8 protein-coding genes, 1 pseudogene and 1 CRISPR repeat array are annotated in these 17,975 nt (G+C 62.6%); of the genes and pseudogenes, 1 reads left to right on the plus strand and 8 read right to left on the minus strand.

Translation table 11 applies throughout. The features are described from left to right. The 8 genes and pseudogenes from ACK5JE_RS13205 to ACK5JE_RS13240 form a co-directional block, all read right to left on the minus strand. Positions 1-471: pseudogene (locus tag ACK5JE_RS13205) on the minus strand (IS5 family transposase); the annotation flags it as partial. Positions 472-568: 97 nt separating this feature from the next. Then, positions 569-4,018: direct repeats of the CRISPR family, unit length 28 nt; unit sequence TTTCTCAGCTGCCTGTGCGGCAGCGAAC. Between the two features lie 131 nt (positions 4,019-4,149). Beyond that, on the minus strand, positions 4,150-4,716 hold the full coding sequence (gene cas6f, locus ACK5JE_RS13210; RefSeq protein WP_416802157.1) for a type I-F CRISPR-associated endoribonuclease Cas6/Csy4: 567 nt from the start codon (positions 4,714-4,716) through the stop codon (positions 4,150-4,152). 5 nt (positions 4,717-4,721) lie between these two features. Next, on the minus strand, positions 4,722-5,747 hold the full coding sequence (gene csy3, locus ACK5JE_RS13215; protein ID WP_416802158.1) for a type I-F CRISPR-associated protein Csy3: 1,026 nt from the start codon (positions 5,745-5,747) through the stop codon (positions 4,722-4,724). 73 nt (positions 5,748-5,820) lie between these two features. Continuing rightward, the gene (gene csy2, locus ACK5JE_RS13220) at positions 5,821-6,828 is read right to left on the minus strand and encodes a type I-F CRISPR-associated protein Csy2 (protein WP_416802159.1); all 1,008 of its coding nucleotides are present in this window, start codon (positions 6,826-6,828) and stop codon (positions 5,821-5,823) included. After that, positions 6,825-8,219, minus strand: coding sequence for a type I-F CRISPR-associated protein Csy1 (csy1, locus tag ACK5JE_RS13225; RefSeq protein WP_416802160.1), 1,395 nt, complete (start codon positions 8,217-8,219; stop codon positions 6,825-6,827). Before csy1 ends, csy2 begins: the two co-directional genes overlap by 4 nt. Before the next feature lie 420 nt (positions 8,220-8,639). Beyond that, positions 8,640-12,032, minus strand: a complete 3,393-nt coding sequence (gene cas3f, locus ACK5JE_RS13230; RefSeq protein WP_416802161.1) for a type I-F CRISPR-associated helicase Cas3f — start codon at positions 12,030-12,032, stop codon at positions 8,640-8,642. Then, positions 12,029-13,036: a type I-F CRISPR-associated endonuclease Cas1f gene (cas1f, locus tag ACK5JE_RS13235; protein ID WP_416802162.1), complete on the minus strand. Its 1,008-nt coding sequence runs from the start codon at positions 13,034-13,036 to the stop codon at positions 12,029-12,031. The genes cas3f and cas1f overlap by 4 nt, the downstream gene beginning before the upstream one ends. Before the next feature lie 125 nt (positions 13,037-13,161). Further along, complete coding sequence (locus ACK5JE_RS13240; protein ID WP_416802163.1) at positions 13,162-15,189, minus strand: OPT family oligopeptide transporter; 2,028 nt, start codon at positions 15,187-15,189, stop codon at positions 13,162-13,164. A 184-nt stretch (positions 15,190-15,373) separates the two neighbouring features. Here ACK5JE_RS13240 and mutS point away from each other — a divergent pair, with 184 nt between their 5' ends. Beyond that, complete coding sequence (gene mutS / locus ACK5JE_RS13245) at positions 15,374-17,965, plus strand: DNA mismatch repair protein MutS (protein WP_416802164.1); 2,592 nt, start codon at positions 15,374-15,376, stop codon at positions 17,963-17,965. The last annotated feature ends 10 nt before the right edge of the window (positions 17,966-17,975 follow it).

Here is a 17,975-nt window from a genome sequence, read left to right on the forward strand (position 1 = left end):
AGTGGCATTCTTGGTAGAGCTGGGCGCCTCAATGATCGTGGCATCGACAATCGTGCCCTTGCGCACCGTGATGCCCTGGTCAGCCAGCAGCAGATTGACCGCTTCCAGCGCATCGGCCGCGATGTCGTGCTTCTCCAGCAGGTGGCGAAAGTTGAGAATCGTCGTCTCGTCGGGGATGCTGCCACGGGTCAGCGACAACTTCGCACAATTGTGCATCGAGGTGCTGTCGTACAGCGCCTCCTCCATGGCCGGGTCCGACAGGTTGAACCACTGCTGCATGAAGTGGATGCGCAGCATCACTTCCAGCGGGTAGGGCCTGCGCCCGTTGCCCGCCTTCGGGTAGTGCGGTTCGACCAGGTCAGCAAAGACCTTCCAGGGAACCGCGCGTTACATCTGGGCGAGGAACTATTCGCGACGGGTCACCTTACGCTTGCCAGCGAACTCGGCATCGGAAAAACTCAACTGGCTCATCGGACATGTCCTGATTGGCTCTCGTTCAACAAACCGTATTCTGACAGGTCATCGGGACTTGTTCAGACCATCCCTAGTACGAGTAGATTCCTCTATATTTCTCAGCTGCCTGTGCGGCAGCGAACCCCGCCTGACTGTTTCGCCCCGTTGATAGGATTTTCTCAGCTGCCTGTGCGGCAGCGAACTTCATAGTCGATTCATGCTTTCTCGCGTGGTAGTTTCTCAGCTGCCTGTGCGGCAGCGAACAATCCATTGCTGATGAGGTGGTGACGGTTGAATTTCTCAGCTGCCTGTGCGGCAGCGAACGATCGCTTCGGCGTGTCCGACTGGCGCAAGGATTTCTCAGCTGCCTGTGCGGCAGCGAACGGCGACATTCCAGACCTTAGCCTAGTTTCCTATTTCTCAGCTGCCTGTGCGGCAGCGAACTACCGGCTGCTCTTGGATTTCTACTCGCGGTTTTTCTCAGCTGCCTGTGCGGCAGCGAACCGCAAGGCGTCGATGAAGGCGCCCAAACCGATTTTCTCAGCTGCCTGTGCGGCAGCGAACGTAGTCAGCTTTCGTTCCATGCCAGGCCCCAATTTCTCAGCTGCCTGTGCGGCAGCGAACCGTACTTCCCCCGTACCTACCTAGACTTCATATTTCTCAGCTGCCTGTGCGGCAGCGAACATCAAGACCGGTCTCACCCGCCAGCAAGCCAATTTCTCAGCTGCCTGTGCGGCAGCGAACCAAATGCCGTCGCCGGTGGCGCGTTCGTCGCTTTTCTCAGCTGCCTGTGCGGCAGCGAACCTGGTGCAATGAAAATATATTCGGCACAAAATTTTCTCAGCTGCCTGTGCGGCAGCGAACGACCCCCGGCATGTCCGGGGGTGTTTGCGTCTTTTCTCAGCTGCCTGTGCGGCAGCGAACGCCCAGGCCATCGCCGATATCGTCCAGGCCACTTTCTCAGCTGCCTGTGCGGCAGCGAACACTGACGCTGATTGATGCGCACGTCGAGCTTTTTTCTCAGCTGCCTGTGCGGCAGCGAACGGATTCCTGCATCCAGGATCTCTGCTCTTTTTTTTCTCAGCTGCCTGTGCGGCAGCGAACACCTGCTGGATCGCGGATGTACGGTACCTGATTTTCTCAGCTGCCTGTGCGGCAGCGAACATCAGATGCAGTAGATGAGTATGTACAAGATATTTCTCAGCTGCCTGTGCGGCAGCGAACGGTGTCGTCCATCAGATCTATATCGCCCGCGATTTCTCAGCTGCCTGTGCGGCAGCGAACTACTGTCCAGCATTGCTAGTACTGCTAGCAGTTTTCTCAGCTGCCTGTGCGGCAGCGAACAGGAATCTACTCGTACTAGCAGTAAAAGCTACTTTCTCAGCTGCCTGTGCGGCAGCGAACGGATGACCAGGCGCAGGGTGTGGGCTCACTCATTTCTCAGCTGCCTGTGCGGCAGCGAACGTGCCGGTCTGAGTAAATGTGGTGGTTTCAGTTTTCTCAGCTGCCTGTGCGGCAGCGAACATCCGAGGTGAATACGTTCAGAATGGATACATTTTCTCAGCTGCCTGTGCGGCAGCGAACTCGAGCATATCCTCGCCGCCGTCATCCGCCGTTTTCTCAGCTGCCTGTGCGGCAGCGAACGCTACATTTTGCCTTGCTGGCTCAGACCTTCATTTCTCAGCTGCCTGTGCGGCAGCGAACGCCACGCCCAGGATGTACCAGCGCAGCCACCATTTCTCAGCTGCCTGTGCGGCAGCGAACGTAGCACGGACATCAGGGCGCTTTTTTGTATCTTTCTCAGCTGCCTGTGCGGCAGCGAACTGCGGCCCGTGGTGGCGTTTGCGGCTATACCCTTTCTCAGCTGCCTGTGCGGCAGCGAACTAGTCCGCATTCTCGTCTCGCATCTGCCCTTCTTTCTCAGCTGCCTGTGCGGCAGCGAACGGCTAGTTTTCTCCCCATCCGTTCTGCCCCAGTTTCTCAGCTGCCTGTGCGGCAGCGAACTTAACGAACTGACCGATGACATCCGCGCATACTTTCTCAGCTGCCTGTGCGGCAGCGAACTTGACTGCGATAGATCCGGCTGTTGCCGTAGTTTTCTCAGCTGCCTGTGCGGCAGCGAACGCGAAACGCCGTCATCCACGATTTCGGAATGTTTTCTCAGCTGCCTGTGCGGCAGCGAACGCGCTCCGTGTGAGTTTTCCGGGCCTGCACTATTTCTCAGCTGCCTGTGCGGCAGCGAACTGAATGAGTCCGCTACTGCGTCCGGATGACCATTTCTCAGCTGCCTGTGCGGCAGCGAACGCCCGAATCACGTCGGGCGTGATGGCGTCGAATTTCTCAGCTGCCTGTGCGGCAGCGAACCTTTCAACGGTAAGAAACTTGACTGTAGACATTTTCTCAGCTGCCTGTGCGGCAGCGAACGGGATAGACTTGCCGCTGTAGCCCGCGTCTTCTTTTCTCAGCTGCCTGTGCGGCAGCGAACCTTGAATAACCGCCAGCCTGATTAGAGTTGCTTTTCTCAGCTGCCTGTGCGGCAGCGAACATGACTGATTTGCACATCATCGACGGCTCTGTTTTCTCAGCTGCCTGTGCGGCAGCGAACTGTCCTTCGGCCAGCACGGTTTCAGTGGTCATTTTCTCAGCTGCCTGTGCGGCAGCGAACTCTGGGTCAATTGCCATCGTCGGGATGACGAATTTCTCAGCTGCCTGTGCGGCAGCGAACAGATCCGTCATCTGGCGCACGGTCATCTTGCTTTTCTCAGCTGCCTGTGCGGCAGCGAACTGGCGACTGGTGCAGCGCCTGGCCAGCCCGAATTTCTCAGCTGCCTGTGCGGCAGCGAACCCCGTTGATCTGGTGTAGGCGCGACTATCCGATTTCTCAGCTGCCTGTGCGGCAGCGAACGCCCGTCAGGCCGCACAACTCGGCAGGCGTCATTTCTCAGCTGCCTGTGCGGCAGCGAACGTGCGGTCTAAGGGTGCAGGTACCCTGAGCAATTTCTCAGCTGCCTGTGCGGCAGCGAACCTGTAGAATTTCACTTATGCCGTCGAGCAGTATTTCTCAGCTGCCTGTGCGGCAGCGAACGCGTCTACCGCCGCTCCTGGCTTTCTACACGCTTTCTCAGCTGCCTGTGCGGCAGCGAACATTGATCTGCTGGAAGACCACGCCGCATCCAATTTCTCAGCTGCCTGTGCGGCAGCGAACCTGATCGAGATCGCCACGGAAACCGAAGCGAATTTCTCAGCTGCCTGTGCGGCAGCGAACGGCGGCCATGGGTCGCCTGATTGAGCGTACTATTTCTCAGCTGCCTGTGCGGCAGCGAACAGCCGGGGTTTTTTGCTTTTGAATTTGTTGTTTTTCTCAGCTGCCTGTGCGGCAGCGAACGAGGAAATCGGAGGCGAGCCGACCGACGAGAATTTCTCAGCTGCCTGTGCGGCAGCGAACCTAATCGGCCCGTGGCGCGATTTTCACCGGTGTTTCTCAGCTGCCTGTGCGGCAGCGAACAAGCTTGCCGTGACCCTGATTGCTCAGGGCAATTTCTCAGCTGCCTGTGCGGCAGCGAACTAGAGACAAAAAAACCTAGTTTATTGATTTTTTTAAAGATCCTCAGCAGGAAAGCACGAAACACCCAAATTCTTGGGTGTTTCGTAACCCACTGATTTATAAGAGGCTGGCAAAACCCCTTCAGAAAAGGGTCAGAACCAGGGCAGTGTAGCTGTGCTGCTCAAGCCATAGGCATTGAACACCCCAGCCACAGGCTGCAGCTCCGGGTCCCCCAATGCCAGGAACAGGCAAAACCGCTGTCCCGTGCTGGCGCTACGCAGTTGCACATAGGGGAGATCCGGCTGCCGTCCCACGCTATCGGGGATAGCCTGTGTCGCCTGCTCATAGGTTTCCCCTTTTCTACGCATCCGCCGATGACGGAGGCGATCCGCACTGGTCTTGAACTGACGGCGCAGCAACCGGCGATGCTGGGCTGCCTGAGGAACGGCAGACAAGACCCCCAGTTCCACATGATCACGCATCCCTCGCAGCCAGTCGGTGGACAGCAACGCACTCAAGGCGCCATCCCCGCCGTGCAGACGCATGATCTGCCCCAAAGTACGCGGCTGCATGCTGTACTGCGGAAAACTGACCCCGATTTCATGAGTGCCCAGTCCTACCAAAGCGCGGTGGAACTTGGCATACAAGGCCCCCAGCAAATGCGCCTGGCTGAACTCGGGATCAGGCAGCAGCCTGACGTCGATATAGTGAGCGCTCATGAGCATCACTTCCCGGCGTCGCCGAACACGCCACCCCGCACCAACACCGCGATGACGAAATGCTGCTGCTCGATATCAGGAGCCTTGTCCTTGAGCACCCAGTCGTCGAACAGATTGTAGAAGTCGAGGCTCGGCTTGACCTTGGGCTGTCGATAGGCCGTGCCCTGCGTCGTGACGGAACCATACGGCTCCACCGCGATCGGCCCCAGCCTGTCCGCCCCGTTGTACCAATCGTCGATAGTCCGGACGGCATTGCCCAGTTTCTGGGAATGGATCGCAGCGACCTTGTCCACATGGTAAAGCGTTTTGCTCTTGTCGCCCCGACCGCGCTCCAGTACCAGTTCCTGGGAAGGAAAGACTTCCTGCCCTGCTCCGAGCCGGACAAAGGCCGTCACCTGCAACAGAACATGCCGCTTGCCCGCCAAACCATCCGCAATCAGCGCCGCCACAATATCTCGATCCGCCTGTGCCTCACCTGCCTCGAAATTCCTCAGGCCCAGGGACAAGGCATCGAAGGTCCAGCTTTGCGTGGACTGTCCCCGTTCGAGCAGGGAGACGATCACACGCACTTCTTCAGCGCCGACGCGATTGCGCCACAGGAAGCGGCCATTGGCGAGGTTATGGGCATACCGGCGCGCCAATTCACCAAAGCCATGAGCCTCGACATACCCGCCGACCACTTGAAGCAGCTTGGCCTCGTAATCCGCGCTATTGCAGGCGGAAGGCTTTCCGGTTCCAGGCAGCACGCGGAGCGTGAAGCTAACTTTCAGGGTATCCGCATCGGCCGGCAGAGCAGCCACATCCACCGTCTGCAGATTTGGATTCTCGATGGCGGCATCCAGCTTGGCGGGATCCTGCTCGGAAGCCTTCAGTCGATTGGAAATCGTGCCACGCACGGATTTTTCTTTGATGCCGACGGCTGGCCACCGATCGGCGTTGGGCTGATCATCCCACAGGCCCGCTGCGAACAAGGCATCGGACGGGTCCAGCTTACGTTCAAAGGCAAGGACGGAAGCGGTTTTCAAGGACATGGCAGATTTCCTTTCCTGATGAAAAGTTGGATTGCATTCAGAGGGTTTCCGCGCTCAGCGGCGGATAGGATGGCTATTCAACGTCCTCATCCACCGGCAAGGGCTCATAGCCGTTGCAGCAGCGATAGAGACCGTCCTCATGGGACTCGCCCCACCAGAGCAGGTCCCGTACGCCTTGCAGGCGATGCGGGCTGATCCACTGGCCGATGGAATACACCCCCTCCACAAACCGGAACGGCGTGCTCTGGTCTCGCGCATTGGCGACCTGCCCACCGGCATGCAGATCCGACAAGGCGGCATACCCCACCGGAATGGGCACGATCCAGCCAGCCCCCTGGGGTCGATCATGGGTCCAGACGACGCGATCTTTCTCATCCCGGCCACTACGGTAATTGAAGCGCGACAGATCCAGCCAGGCGTCCAGCGTTGTGGCCCCCGGTTCTTGCAAACGCAGTTGCTCCAGGCGCAGTTGCAGCAGATCATCCCGGCTGACCAGGGTGAAGCCCGGCAACCACTGGCGGCGCAGGCGCCGGAAAAGCGCCTGACGCTCCGTTTCCTGATCCGGCCAGCCGATCAGCGTCGGCGTGACCCGAATGCCCGGGCCGGGTTTCGGCGGCAGCACCGTGCCGCCGGCAATCCGCATCGAACCCAGCAGCTCTCGAATCATCCAGGCGATTTCCCGCCGGCGCGCCTCATCGCCCCCGAACAAGGGATGAATCTCACCAGCCTGTTGGACTGCCCCCACCTGGAACACCAGGGTCAGATCCAGATGAATACGACCTTCCTCGACGATGGCGGCGGTGGCGCCGTCCTTGTCCACCGGATTGCGCGTCAGGTGAAAGGTCCGGACGTAGCCCTCCCGTGCCTGTTCCTGATGCCAATGGCAGATCACCCCGACTTTTTTCAATTTCAATGGAATGCCCGCTGCCGCCAGCTTGCGCCCCAAGGCCCACATGAAGCCCAGGAAAGCCGTCATGGACGGAAAACCATGCGTCAAAGGACTGGAAATCGCGTTGGCGTTCTGAACCCGCACATGCGGCAGGATCAACAATCCATCGATCTCGTGATCTTGCGGCTTCATACCTTGCCCTCCCGCGTCGGAATGTAGTGAGGCGCTCCCAGGTCGGTGCGCAGTTCATGCAGCGCACGCGCCCAGCCTGCTTCGTCCTCATCCAGCAGCAGTTCTTTCTTCCAGTGACGGTGCTCGACATCCCCCAAATACGGCGATAGCGTCTTGAGCCGTTCGTTCAGCCAATTGCCAAAGCGGTGGCCGATCGGTGCCGGCCAATCCATGGACAGCCATTCGCCGCGGAAGTCGCTGTCCTCTTCGGCACGCCACGGATCAAGCCAGAATCGTTCCTCGCGTACCAGCGTGCAGCGAGGATCGGCTGTCCAGCCCTTGGGCAAGCTGCAACGGATCTCGCTGGCCATGGCAACCAGTTCATCGATCAGATCACCCACATAGGCATCGACCCGGTTGCGGGTTTCCACATTGGATGGCGGATCTTTCCGCAAGAACCGCAACAAAGCCCTAAGAATCGCCCGGATATCCCCGTGCCGCATCAGCGTGGGGCCAAAGACGGAGGTCACCCCCCAGAGCTGACGAGGCACGCTCAGGTTCCACTGTGGCGGCAGCGAGCCCAGCAGGTAGCTCACCCCCCCACGCTCCGAATTCAACTGCGAAATGTTCTGTGGTTTCGTGCCGCCCAGCTTGCGCACAGCCAGCGCAGGATAATCCCGCATAGCCCCCTCATGCTCTTTGCCTTCCTTGCGCGCTGCACGCGCCGCCTTGTTGGCGTCGCCAAACCGGTCTTCCTGCAGGGTTTCATGGACGGCCTGCGCCAAGGATGTAGCATACAAAGGCGCCAGCAGATGGTATTGGGTATCATCAGCGGCGTCTTCCCCCGCCAGCCAATACACCTGCTTGGCCAACGCATGACTGGCCGCTGCTGCCTCTCGCGCCTGCGTCAGGCCGACGAATGCCGATTGCCATTCCCGCGCCTTGGACTCGTCATCGCTCAAAGCCCGCACGGCGGCTGGATCGTCGACCGACAACCAATCCAGCAGCGTGCGGTCATCGATTTCCAGTTTCAGGAATTTGTAGACGTCCAGCGCCGCCGCATTGCCGACCACGTCGCTGACGAAATCGGCGCCCAGCACATGGCTGCCCACCGCGACATGAGGCGCCATGCTGGATAGCTCTACATACAGATTGGTGCCGCGCGCATCGGGATGGACGCCCTTGAGGGCATGCGTCACCGCCTGGATCTGGCGAACGCGCCGGGCGGCGTCTTCGAGCCAAGCGGCAGGCTGGTATTGAACCGTCAGGTCCCCGCGTTTGGGGTCGTCCGCTGGCAGTTTTGAGAGCTTGGCTTCCAGGCGTTCCTGAAGAAAGCCTCCGATTGTCGCCTGAAGCCGCTGCATACGGCCCCCATCGAAGACCTGCGCCATCTGCACCTCCTTCAAGTTCATTGGTATCCATCTACTTATTACTTTAGAATCCTCTGAGCAACATGAGCGATCAGATTGCTCAGAGGAAGATTGATTTAGGGATCTTCTAGACCCCTAAACAGGTGCGATGTTAGTCATCTCGCCCCCTTCTAAATTCCATATGACCTGTGGTTGGTAAGCTGAGCCAGCTTGTGGCGCATGGCCTGGAGCATCCGGATGGAAGCCATTGCTCCAGGCCACTTTTAAATGAGTATACCTATATTTTAATCCAATTAGCCGTAGGCGGTACTTCGAGTACTAAAAGATCCAATCTGGAGGTTCCTATAATAGCAAACACTCTATCGAATAGATAGCTCAGAAAAATTAGCCGTAGGCTGTCCACGGAACCTCAACTGCTGTACAAGCAGTCTCACTACGGATATCTAGAGACCAAACGCCGCATCACATCTTCTCCGAAAACCCCAGCGCCGGATGCCAGCGCCAGCCTTCCTGACTGGCGGGCAGAGTGACCCGCGTGTACCTCAGGGCGAATACATCCAGAGGCAAGCCCAGATCCCCGGCCTGGCTTTCCATGCCGCTTTTCCAATCCTCATCCACGCTCCAGCGGCTGATCCCTTCGCCCTGGACCTCGGCCTCCGGTACCGGCCAACACTGGCTGACACCGACCGGGACATAAAGCTCCTGGAACTTGCGCTCTCCCTCCTCCACCCGGCATAGGCAAGGCACCTCATCCTCGTCCAGCTTCCAGACCACTTCCACATCGGGGCGCGGCTGATCACGAAACGGCTGCGCCTGCTGCAGAAAGGCAGTCAGCCGCGCATGGTCTCGCAGCCAAAAGCTCGCGGCATTCAGCCGATGCACGGGCGCAGGCGGCAGCATCTGGGATGCCATCCGGACATGTTCCAGATCGACCAGGCTGCGGGAAGGCTGGCGATCCGATTCGGCGCGCGCGACGATCCGCGGTTGCGCATCGATGGGCAAGCACTGATCGCCATCCAGCCAGGGCGCCAGTAGCGCCGCCAGGCGGTGCGGCCGCAAGGGATAGTCCAGGCTCTCGAAACCTGGCCGGCAGAAGGCGGGCTGGCCCGGCCGATCAAAATGCTTCAGATTGCTGTCGCACACCAGCAGATTAGGTTGTGACGCGACCTTTTCGCGGCGATGGCGCCACACCCGCCCCGCAAGCTGGATCAATGAGCGCATCGAGGAAGGCTCAACCACGGCCCAGTCATAGTCGTGATCCCGCCCGACTTCTGTCACGGGGGAGCCCAGCACCACGAACAACTGATCCCGAGCCTTCACGGCATCGATGCGCCGCCGCACGTCGGGCAGGTCGAATACGGCGGCCTCCCGCCGCCGATCCAGCGCTGTATCCAGCTGGTTCTCGATCCGGGACCGCAGGAACAGCGGAAATTGGGAATGGTAGACGCACAGGTGGATATGCGTCCCCGGCGGCACCCCCAGGCGGAACAGGGCCAGCGCTACGTCGAAGAGCGGGCCGATATTCGCCATGCGGATCAGACCGAAACTGACGCGCTTGCCGCTGTGCGGATCCTCGGCGCCATGCTGTGCATGCAAACTCAAGGCCGCGTCTCTCAAAATGCCGGCGAAGGCCTCACGGCGACCTGCCTGATCCAGTTTCCCCAGGGTGCCGGGCAGCAGCAACAGGCGAGCCAGACGACGTACCGCCTGCTCTCCCAGCCGCTGCGCACGTTTCACCACAAAAGCCTGGTGCGCCTGACTGAATCGTTCGGTATCCAGACAGTCCGCGTGTGTCTGCGCGAACTCGTCGATCCAGAGACAGCAGACAGCGGGCGCTTCCGTCGGCCGGACGCCGCGATTGCGCTGGAACCAGCGGCGCCCCTCCAGGTAGGCTGCAAACAAACCCTGGACCAGAGCAGGCGGCAAAGTCGCCGAAGACACCAGGACGCGCGCGCCCAGCAATCCGGCCCAGTGCACAAGACGCGTCAACGCCGGCAAATCGGACAGATCGAAATCATCCGGCTCGTCCAGCACCAGATCTCCCGTCATCAGGCGCAACATGGGCACGATCTGGCGGCCGCCGCGTAGCCCTTCCGTCGCCGGCGTCAGATGGTCAACCGTGCAAACCAGCAAAGGCGCCGCCAGAAAGCGACAAACCCCGGCATCGTGTCCCAGATGGTCCAGCACCGGGTGTCGGTCATTGCCTTCGTAGACGATGTGGGTGGTTTCGTCCAACAGGGATTGCCGAGAAGCGGAACCGCTGTCTTCGGCCAATTGCATGTAATACTCGAACAGTTCACGGTTTGCCGCACCCCCGACCCGGATCGCCAGTTCGTCATCCGGCAGACCCAGATCCTTCTGAAAGCTGCGGCCCGTCTGCAAGGTCAACGTGCGCAGACCGATTGCGAACGCACAGCGTAGACCCAGGGCAGGGTCGGCCAGCGCGTTCATGATCCGGGCATTTCCCAGGGTCTTGCCGCATCCGGTCGACGCCATATTGACGATGAAGGCGCCCTGCTCCGCCGCGCGCAGGCGCACTCCGGCGGCCAGATCGGCCGCCTTGTCCTGCCAGCGGAATACGGGGTTCGCACTGCGTTTTTTCAGGCCGCGATGGCCGATCAAGTGCCGCAGATCCCGCGTCAGGATTGGCAGCGAATGCACGATCCGGCCCGCATGCAGCTCAACGCCCAGCAAATGCTCGTCCAAGGGCTGCAACAACGCGCCGGTCTCGCGCCGGGTATTCGCGTACAATAGAAAGTTATCCTCCCCTTTCACCCGGTCCGCCTCAACCTCCAGGCCGGAGTAATGGTGATCCCCCAGCATCAGCGCGAGGCGCGACACGTGCATGATGAACGGGTCTCCCAGGCAATCCCCAACCATCGGTAGATCCCGCAATAGATCTGCGGCGATGCGCGCGGCCCGCTTGCGCCACAGCGCAGTCCGCACCGGCAACCCCTTAGGGAATTTCCAGTACGGATCAAGCTTGCTTTTGGAGCTTTTCAGATCCCCCCATGGCTCGTTCCAATCCGCATCGATCTGGCTCAAGACGGCATCCAGAGTCTGGCCTTTCACCCCTCTGGGTGACCGGCCGTGCCACAGTTTGGTCGATTCAAGCGATTCTGCCGGGCCATACGGCAAGGCGGGCAGGCGGTGATGCGTCAGCACCAGCCAGGCCACCGCCTGTGCCAAGGGCGGCAAACCCTTGCCCGATGAAGCAAACGGTTTGTGGTCGCGCGCTGCTGGATCCATGCCATCACGCAACAGGCGGCCTTGCTTATGATCCAGCCAGGGAGCCTCGAAGCGCGACCCATCCACGCCTTCTTCGCCGCCCTCGATCAGACGCCGCAACCAGGCCGCATCATCATCCCGGCCCACAAATGCCTGGAACAGACGCACGGAGACCCACTCATGGCGATAGCGATTCTTCTCCCGGGGCGAGCCGGGCCGCAATCGGTCCTGGAAGGACTGGGTCGCCTTGCCCAGGTCGTGCAACAACGCGGCCAAGGCGGCGATCCGGCGGATCGTCCGCAGACTGTGCCAGTCGTTCTCATCATCGCGCCGCAGCACATCGCTGGCGGTCGTGTTCGTCGGCACGGCGCCTTCGACATTGAACTGCCTGGCGTCACCAACGATCCACAGCAGTTCGCTATGATCTCGACCCCGGATCCAATGGCAGGCCACGGCCGTGTTCTTGCGCGCACTCTGGCGCAGCAGCCTTCTCAAGGTATCCAGCCCCGCCCGGGTAATCGCGGTCTGCCAGGTCCGATCGCCCCGCCGCTCGGCAAACTGATCCAGAATCCGGCGCGTTTCCGTCAAAGCCCGCTTGCTGCATTGGGAAACCAGCAGGACATTCATGCGTTGCCTTCATGGTCCGAAGCGCCAGGAGCGGCCTGGCGAGCGGTTGTCACGGCGATGTCCTTGACCGTGTCGATCATGAAATCCAGGGACTCGCCGCGCGTCAGCGACTCGATGCAGTTGCGGCGGAACTGCTGCTCATCGTCGCCCCGCATGGTGGACAGGAAAGCCTGCGGCAGGATGCAGGCATCCTTCACCAGATCCGCTACGTCGAATACCAGGCCGCCGCGCCGCGTTTTCCCATGCAGAACCGCCAGGCCATGCGGCAGGCCCAGCACCCAGCACGCCGTGGCGCCCAGTCCATAGGCCAGATAATTGCCATGATCCAGAAAACGGTTGGCCGGGTCGGTACCGGTCCCCCGTTTGGCGCGGGTGAAATCATCGCCATAACCGACCGCGTCGACGGCCATCTTGAACAACGCCTTGGTGAGCCTGGCTTCCTCGGTCAGCAAATCGACTGTTTCACCGGCTTGATCCACGCGCCGCACGCTCTGGGCCAGCAAGCCATCCAGCCGCTCCACATTCACATTGAAACCAGCCTCCTTCAGGCCCGCCTGGTGCCACTCCTCGCCCAGGCGCCGGATGCGGGCCTGCTGCAAGGCTTTCGCCGCAGCCAGCCGTCGAGCGCCATCGAACCAGAATTCCACCCACGCCTGCAGGTACTCCGTCGGCCGATATTCACTTTGCGGACTGAGCCAGGCGACCTCGACATCGACTTCGTTGGCGGAAAACAAGGGCGTCCCGCCGCCTCCGCAGAAACCCACCAGCACACCGGCCTTGGCCAGTTCCCGCATCGCGGCCTGGGTGATGGAAGTGCCTGTCCCCAGCAGGATGCTGGTGGTGTTGGCGATCGGGATGTTCCAGTACAGGGAGCGCTTGCCTGCGTCGGTCACATACTCAACACGGCCGCCATTGACCAATACCCGGCAATGCTCCAGGTAGTAAATATTGGCCCGTTTGGAGTGCAGGATCGTCTTGAGGTCGGAAGCCGCGATATCGTCCATGAATCTTTTTGTAATACAAAGGATGAAGACCGTGCGGAAAAAGAAGAGCCGAGCGCGTCATGCCACCTTGCAAACTTCCGCAATCGCCGCTGGTCGATGCGGCTCTCTATGATGCCTCCGTTGAGTCACCCCTTCCCCGCCCCCAGCACGCGCCGCACGAACACGACACACATCAGCGCAAAAGCCAGCAGCCCGATCCCCGTAGCCACCGACGCGAACCCAGGACCCGCCACGGCCAGCGGCGCATCCCCGCCACCGGACGCCATGGAGCCCACGATCACGATGGCCAGCACCACGCCCACCAGGCTCTCGCCCACGATCAGGCCCGAGGCGAACAGCGTGCCCGTGCGCTCGCTGGCCTGCTTGGCCGCCTGAACACGATCAGGACCGTCCGGCAGCGTCCGGGCGCGGATACGTATCCGCACGAACCACGAGATCAACGCGCCGACGAACAGCGCCGTGGCCACCGTGGGCGGCAGATAGACGCCCATGGCCACCGCCAGCGGCGGCACGCGAAACCGGCTGAATCGGCCCAGGATCCAGTCGAAGACGATCAGCACCGCCCCCACCAGCACGCCGATGCGGATGTACGTCCAATCCAGCGTGTGGCTGAACAGGCCCTGCGCGATGGTGATCATGAGCGAGGCCTGCGGCGCGGCCAGGGCCTGGGCGGGATCCATGCCCTCGCGCGGCAGGCTGCCGATGAAGCCGTAGGCCTCGTAGAGCAGTTCCAGCACCGGCGGAATCGTCACCGCGCCGATCACGCAGCCGATGATCAGCGCCGTCTGCTGCCGCCACGGGGTCGCATGCACCAGCCAGCCCGTCTTCAGATCCTGCAGATTATCGTTGGAGATCGCCGCCACGGCCACGACGACCGAAGTGCAGAACAGCGCCAGCGCCGTCATGAAACGCACGGATTCGGGCTTGCCCAGCAGATCCTGCGCCTGGCCGATCCCAATGAAGATCATGGACGAGGCCAGGATGGCGATCACCGCGATGCCGGAGATCGGGCTGGCCGACGAGCCCACCAGGCCCGCCATGTAGCCACACGCGGCCGCCACCAGGAAGCCGAAGACGAAGGCCAGCACGACGCCGGCCACCACCAGGGTCCAGGCGGACAGCGCCGGCAGGCCGGAGTCCGCCACGAAGGACTGGAACGTCGCGCCCAGCAGCAGGATCATGAACAGCGTCAGCTTCAGCAGCAGCCCGGGCGGCAGGTCGGCGTCGGTGCGGTCCTGCCCCGATTCGCCCGACCCGCGCTTGAGCACCGACAGCGAGATCCGCATGCCCTCGACCATGGGCCGGATCAGCGTCAGCAGGGTCCAGACGGCCGCTACGGCGATCATGCCGGCGCCGATCAGGCGCACTTTGGAGACCCAGATGCCGGTGGCGAAACTGGCCAGGCTGGCGCCGTCGGGCATGGGTGCGAGCGACGTCAGCCAGGGGACGGCGACGCCCCAGGACAGCACCACGCCCAGCAGCATCGCCACGCCGCCGACGATGCCGACCAGATACCCCGCGCCGACCAGGGCGAAGGACAGGCCCAGGGGCAGTTGGAACACGGCGCGCCCGACGCTGAACCAATAGCCCACGCTGTCGCCGGCCACCCGCAGGCCGCCGGTCAACAGGCTGAAACCGCCCGCCAGCACGCCGCCGGCCACGATGTCGCGCAATCCGCCGGCCTGCCGGGTTTGCGCGCCATCGCCCGGGTTCTGTCCGACCTTGAGAATCTCGGCCGCGGCCACGCCTTCCGGGTACGGCAGGTCGCTGCTGACGACCAGTGCGCGCCGCAGCGGCACGGTGAACACCACGCCCAGGATCCCGCCGCAGGCGCAGATCATGGCGGTCTGCAGCAGGGGGAACCCCGTCCAGTAGCCCATCATCAGCAGGGCCGGCAGCACGAAGATGACGGCGGACAAGGTGCCCGCCGCGGACGCCTGCGTCTGGACAATGTTGTTCTCAAGGATATTGGAGTCCCGGAACGCCCGCAGGACCGCCATGGAAATCACCGCCGCCGGGATCGAGGACGCGAAGGTCAGGCCGACCTTCAAACCCAAGTAGACGTTGGACGCGGTGAACACCAGGGTGATCAAGGCGCCCAGAATCACGCCCCGCAGGGTGAGTTCCTTCAGCGATGCGTGCGATTCGGGCATGATGGGGGTCGATCCTTGCGAAAAAACGGATATCTGCGCATTGTATCCACACGTGGCATCCCGATGGCGCGGCTTACCGTACCCCTCTGACGGCCCGGGGACGCGCTTCCTCCCGCCTGACACTCCCCACCCTATTGAACGATAATACGAGTCTCCCCGTTCCACCCCCAATCTGCTGTCCGCCATGTCCACCCCCGATCTCTCCGGCCACACCCCCATGATGCAGCAGTATCTCCAGCTGAAAGCCCAGGCCGGATCGCATCTGCTGTTCTACCGGATGGGTGATTTCTACGAGATGTTCTACGACGACGCCGAGCGTGGGGCGCGGTTGCTGAATCTGACGCTGACCAAGCGCGGCACCTCCAACGGCGCGCCGATTCCCATGGCCGGCGTCCCGCATCACGCCATGGAGGGCTATCTGGCCCGACTGGTGGCGCTGGGCGAATCCATCGCCATCTGCGAGCAGATCGGCGATCCCTCGACGACAAAGGGGCCGGTCGAGCGCAAGATCGTGCGGGTGGTGACCCCCGGCACCCTGACCGACGACGCGCTGCTGCCGGCCGACGACGACCGCCGGATCGCGGCCTGGGTCACGGGACGCGGCCACGGGCGCGAGACCGTGGGCCTGGCCTGGATGAACCTAGCCAACGGCGACTTCAAGGCCTGCGAATCGACGCAGGAACTGCTGGACGCGGAACTGGGCCGCATCGCCCCCGCCGAGCTGGTCTGCACGGAACAGGCCGATACGCAGCCCCTGGAAGGACTGGACGCGGCGATCAGCCGGGTGCCGGACTGGCATTTCGAGCCCGACGGCGCGCGCGACACGCTGCTGCGCCATTTTGGCGTGAACGATGTCGGCGCCTTCGGGCTGGATCACCTGCCGCTGGCCATGCGGGCGGCCGGTGCGCTGCTGCGCTATGTCGGAACGACGCAGGCCCAGGCCCTCAGCCACGTGCACAGCCTGTCGGTGGATGCCGGCGGCGACTATGTCGTGCTGGACCCGGCCACGCGACGCAATCTGGAAATCACGGACACCCTGAACGGCAGCGACGGCCCGACACTGTTCAGCACGTTGGACCATGCCCGCACGCCCATGGGCAGCCGCCAGGTGCGGCGCTGGCTGCAGGCGCCGCTGCGCGCCAACGCGCCGGCGCGCGCCCGGCAAGAGGTGATCACGCAGTTGCTGCGGGCGCCGGACGCGGACGGCGCGCTGCGCGCCCTGCGTGATGCGCTGCGCCCGCTGCCCGACCTGGAACGCATGGCGACCCGCCTGGCCCTGGGCACGATCCGCCCGCGCGAACTGGCCAGCCTGCGCGATGCGCTGGGTGGACTGGACGTCCTGGCGCAAGCCACCGGCGAGGCGTTCCAGGCCCGCGCTCTGCTGGCCGACTGCCTGCGGGATGTCCCCATGGACCCGGCGCTGCGCACGCTGCTGGACCGGGGCATCGCCCCCGAACCGGCCCTGATGGTGCGCGACGGCGGCGTGATCGCTCCGGGCTTCGATGCGGAACTGGACGAACTGCGCCAGTTGGCGGGCGATAACGGCGCCTTCCTGATGGAGGTCGAATCCCGCGAACGGGAACGCACCGGCATCGCCAATCTGCGCGTGGAATACAACCGTGTCCACGGTTTTTTCATCGAGGTCTCGCGCGGTCAGGCCGACAAGGTGCCCGACGACTACCGCCGCCGCCAGACACTGAAAAACGTCGAACGCTACATCACGCCCGAACTGAAAGCCTGGGAGGACAAGGTGCTGTCGGCCCGGGATCGCGGCCTGGCGCGCGAAAAACTGCTGTACGAGCAGATCCTGGCGCAGGCGGCGGAACACGCTGCGACGCTGGCCCGCAGCGCCGCAGCCCTGGCGCGGATCGACGCGCTGGCCGGCCTGGCCCACCACGCGCGCGCCCACGGCTGGGTCGCACCGGCCCTGTCCGACGAGGTTTGCCTGGACATCGAGGCGGGTCGCCATCCGGTGGTGGAACACAGCATCGAATCCTTTACCCCGAACGATTGCCGCATGGACGATGCGCGCCGCATGCTGCTGATCACCGGGCCGAACATGGGCGGCAAATCGACCTACATGCGCCAGGTGGCGCTCATCGCACTGCTGGCGCGCGCCGGCAGCTATGTGCCCGCCACGCGGGCGCGCATCGGCCCGGTGGACCGGATCTTCACGCGCATCGGCGCGGCCGACGATCTGGCGGGCGGGCGCTCGACCTTCATGATGGAAATGATGGAGGCGGGCGTGATCCTGGGCGCGGCCACGGCGCACAGCCTGGTGCTGATGGACGAGATCGGCCGGGGCACATCCACCTACGACGGCCTGGCGCTGGCCTGGGCCATCGCGCACCGGCTGCTGACGCACAACCGCGCCCTGACGCTGTTCGCCACCCACTACTTCGAGATGACCCGCCTGCCGGAACAGACTGATGGCGTGTCCAATGTCCACCTGGCAGCAGCCGACGCGCCCGACGGCGTGGTCTTCCTGCACGAGGTCCGGCCCGGCCCGGCCAGCCAGAGCTATGGCCTGCATGTGGCCCAGCGCGCGGGCATTCCGCCAGTGGTGATCCGCCATGCGCGCAAGGAACTGGCCGATCTGGAAGCGCGCAACCGGGCGGATGCGCAGTTGGCGCTGTTCGCCCCCTCCGCTGCGGAAACCCCCGCCAACGACCCGGACGCGCCATTGCACGCCGCCCTGCAAGCCATCGAGCCAGACAGCCTCAGCCCGCGCGAGGCCCTGGAACTGATCTACCAATTGCGCCACGACTTTCTCTGACGACCCTGCC

This window comes from Castellaniella sp. (assembly GCF_047971665.1).
Lineage (GTDB): Bacteria > Pseudomonadota > Gammaproteobacteria > Burkholderiales > Burkholderiaceae_B > Castellaniella.

Excerpts from the sequence above, each read along its gene's own strand:
- cas3f (WP_416802161.1), bottom strand. The coding sequence starts at position 12,032 with ATGAATGTCCTGCTGGTTTCCCAATGCAGCAAGCGGGCTTTGACGGAA.
- csy1 (WP_416802160.1), bottom strand. The coding sequence starts at position 8,219 with ATGAACTTGAAGGAGGTGCAGATGGCGCAGGTCTTCGATGGGGGCCGT.
- cas1f (WP_416802162.1), bottom strand. The coding sequence starts at position 13,036 with ATGGACGATATCGCGGCTTCCGACCTCAAGACGATCCTGCACTCCAAA.
- csy2 (WP_416802159.1), bottom strand. The coding sequence starts at position 6,828 with ATGAAGCCGCAAGATCACGAGATCGATGGATTGTTGATCCTGCCGCAT.
- mutS (WP_416802164.1), top strand. The coding sequence starts at position 15,374 with ATGTCCACCCCCGATCTCTCCGGCCACACCCCCATGATGCAGCAGTAT.
- cas6f (WP_416802157.1), bottom strand. The coding sequence starts at position 4,716 with ATGAGCGCTCACTATATCGACGTCAGGCTGCTGCCTGATCCCGAGTTC.
- ACK5JE_RS13240 (WP_416802163.1), bottom strand. The coding sequence starts at position 15,189 with ATGCCCGAATCGCACGCATCGCTGAAGGAACTCACCCTGCGGGGCGTG.
- csy3 (WP_416802158.1), bottom strand. The coding sequence starts at position 5,747 with ATGTCCTTGAAAACCGCTTCCGTCCTTGCCTTTGAACGTAAGCTGGAC.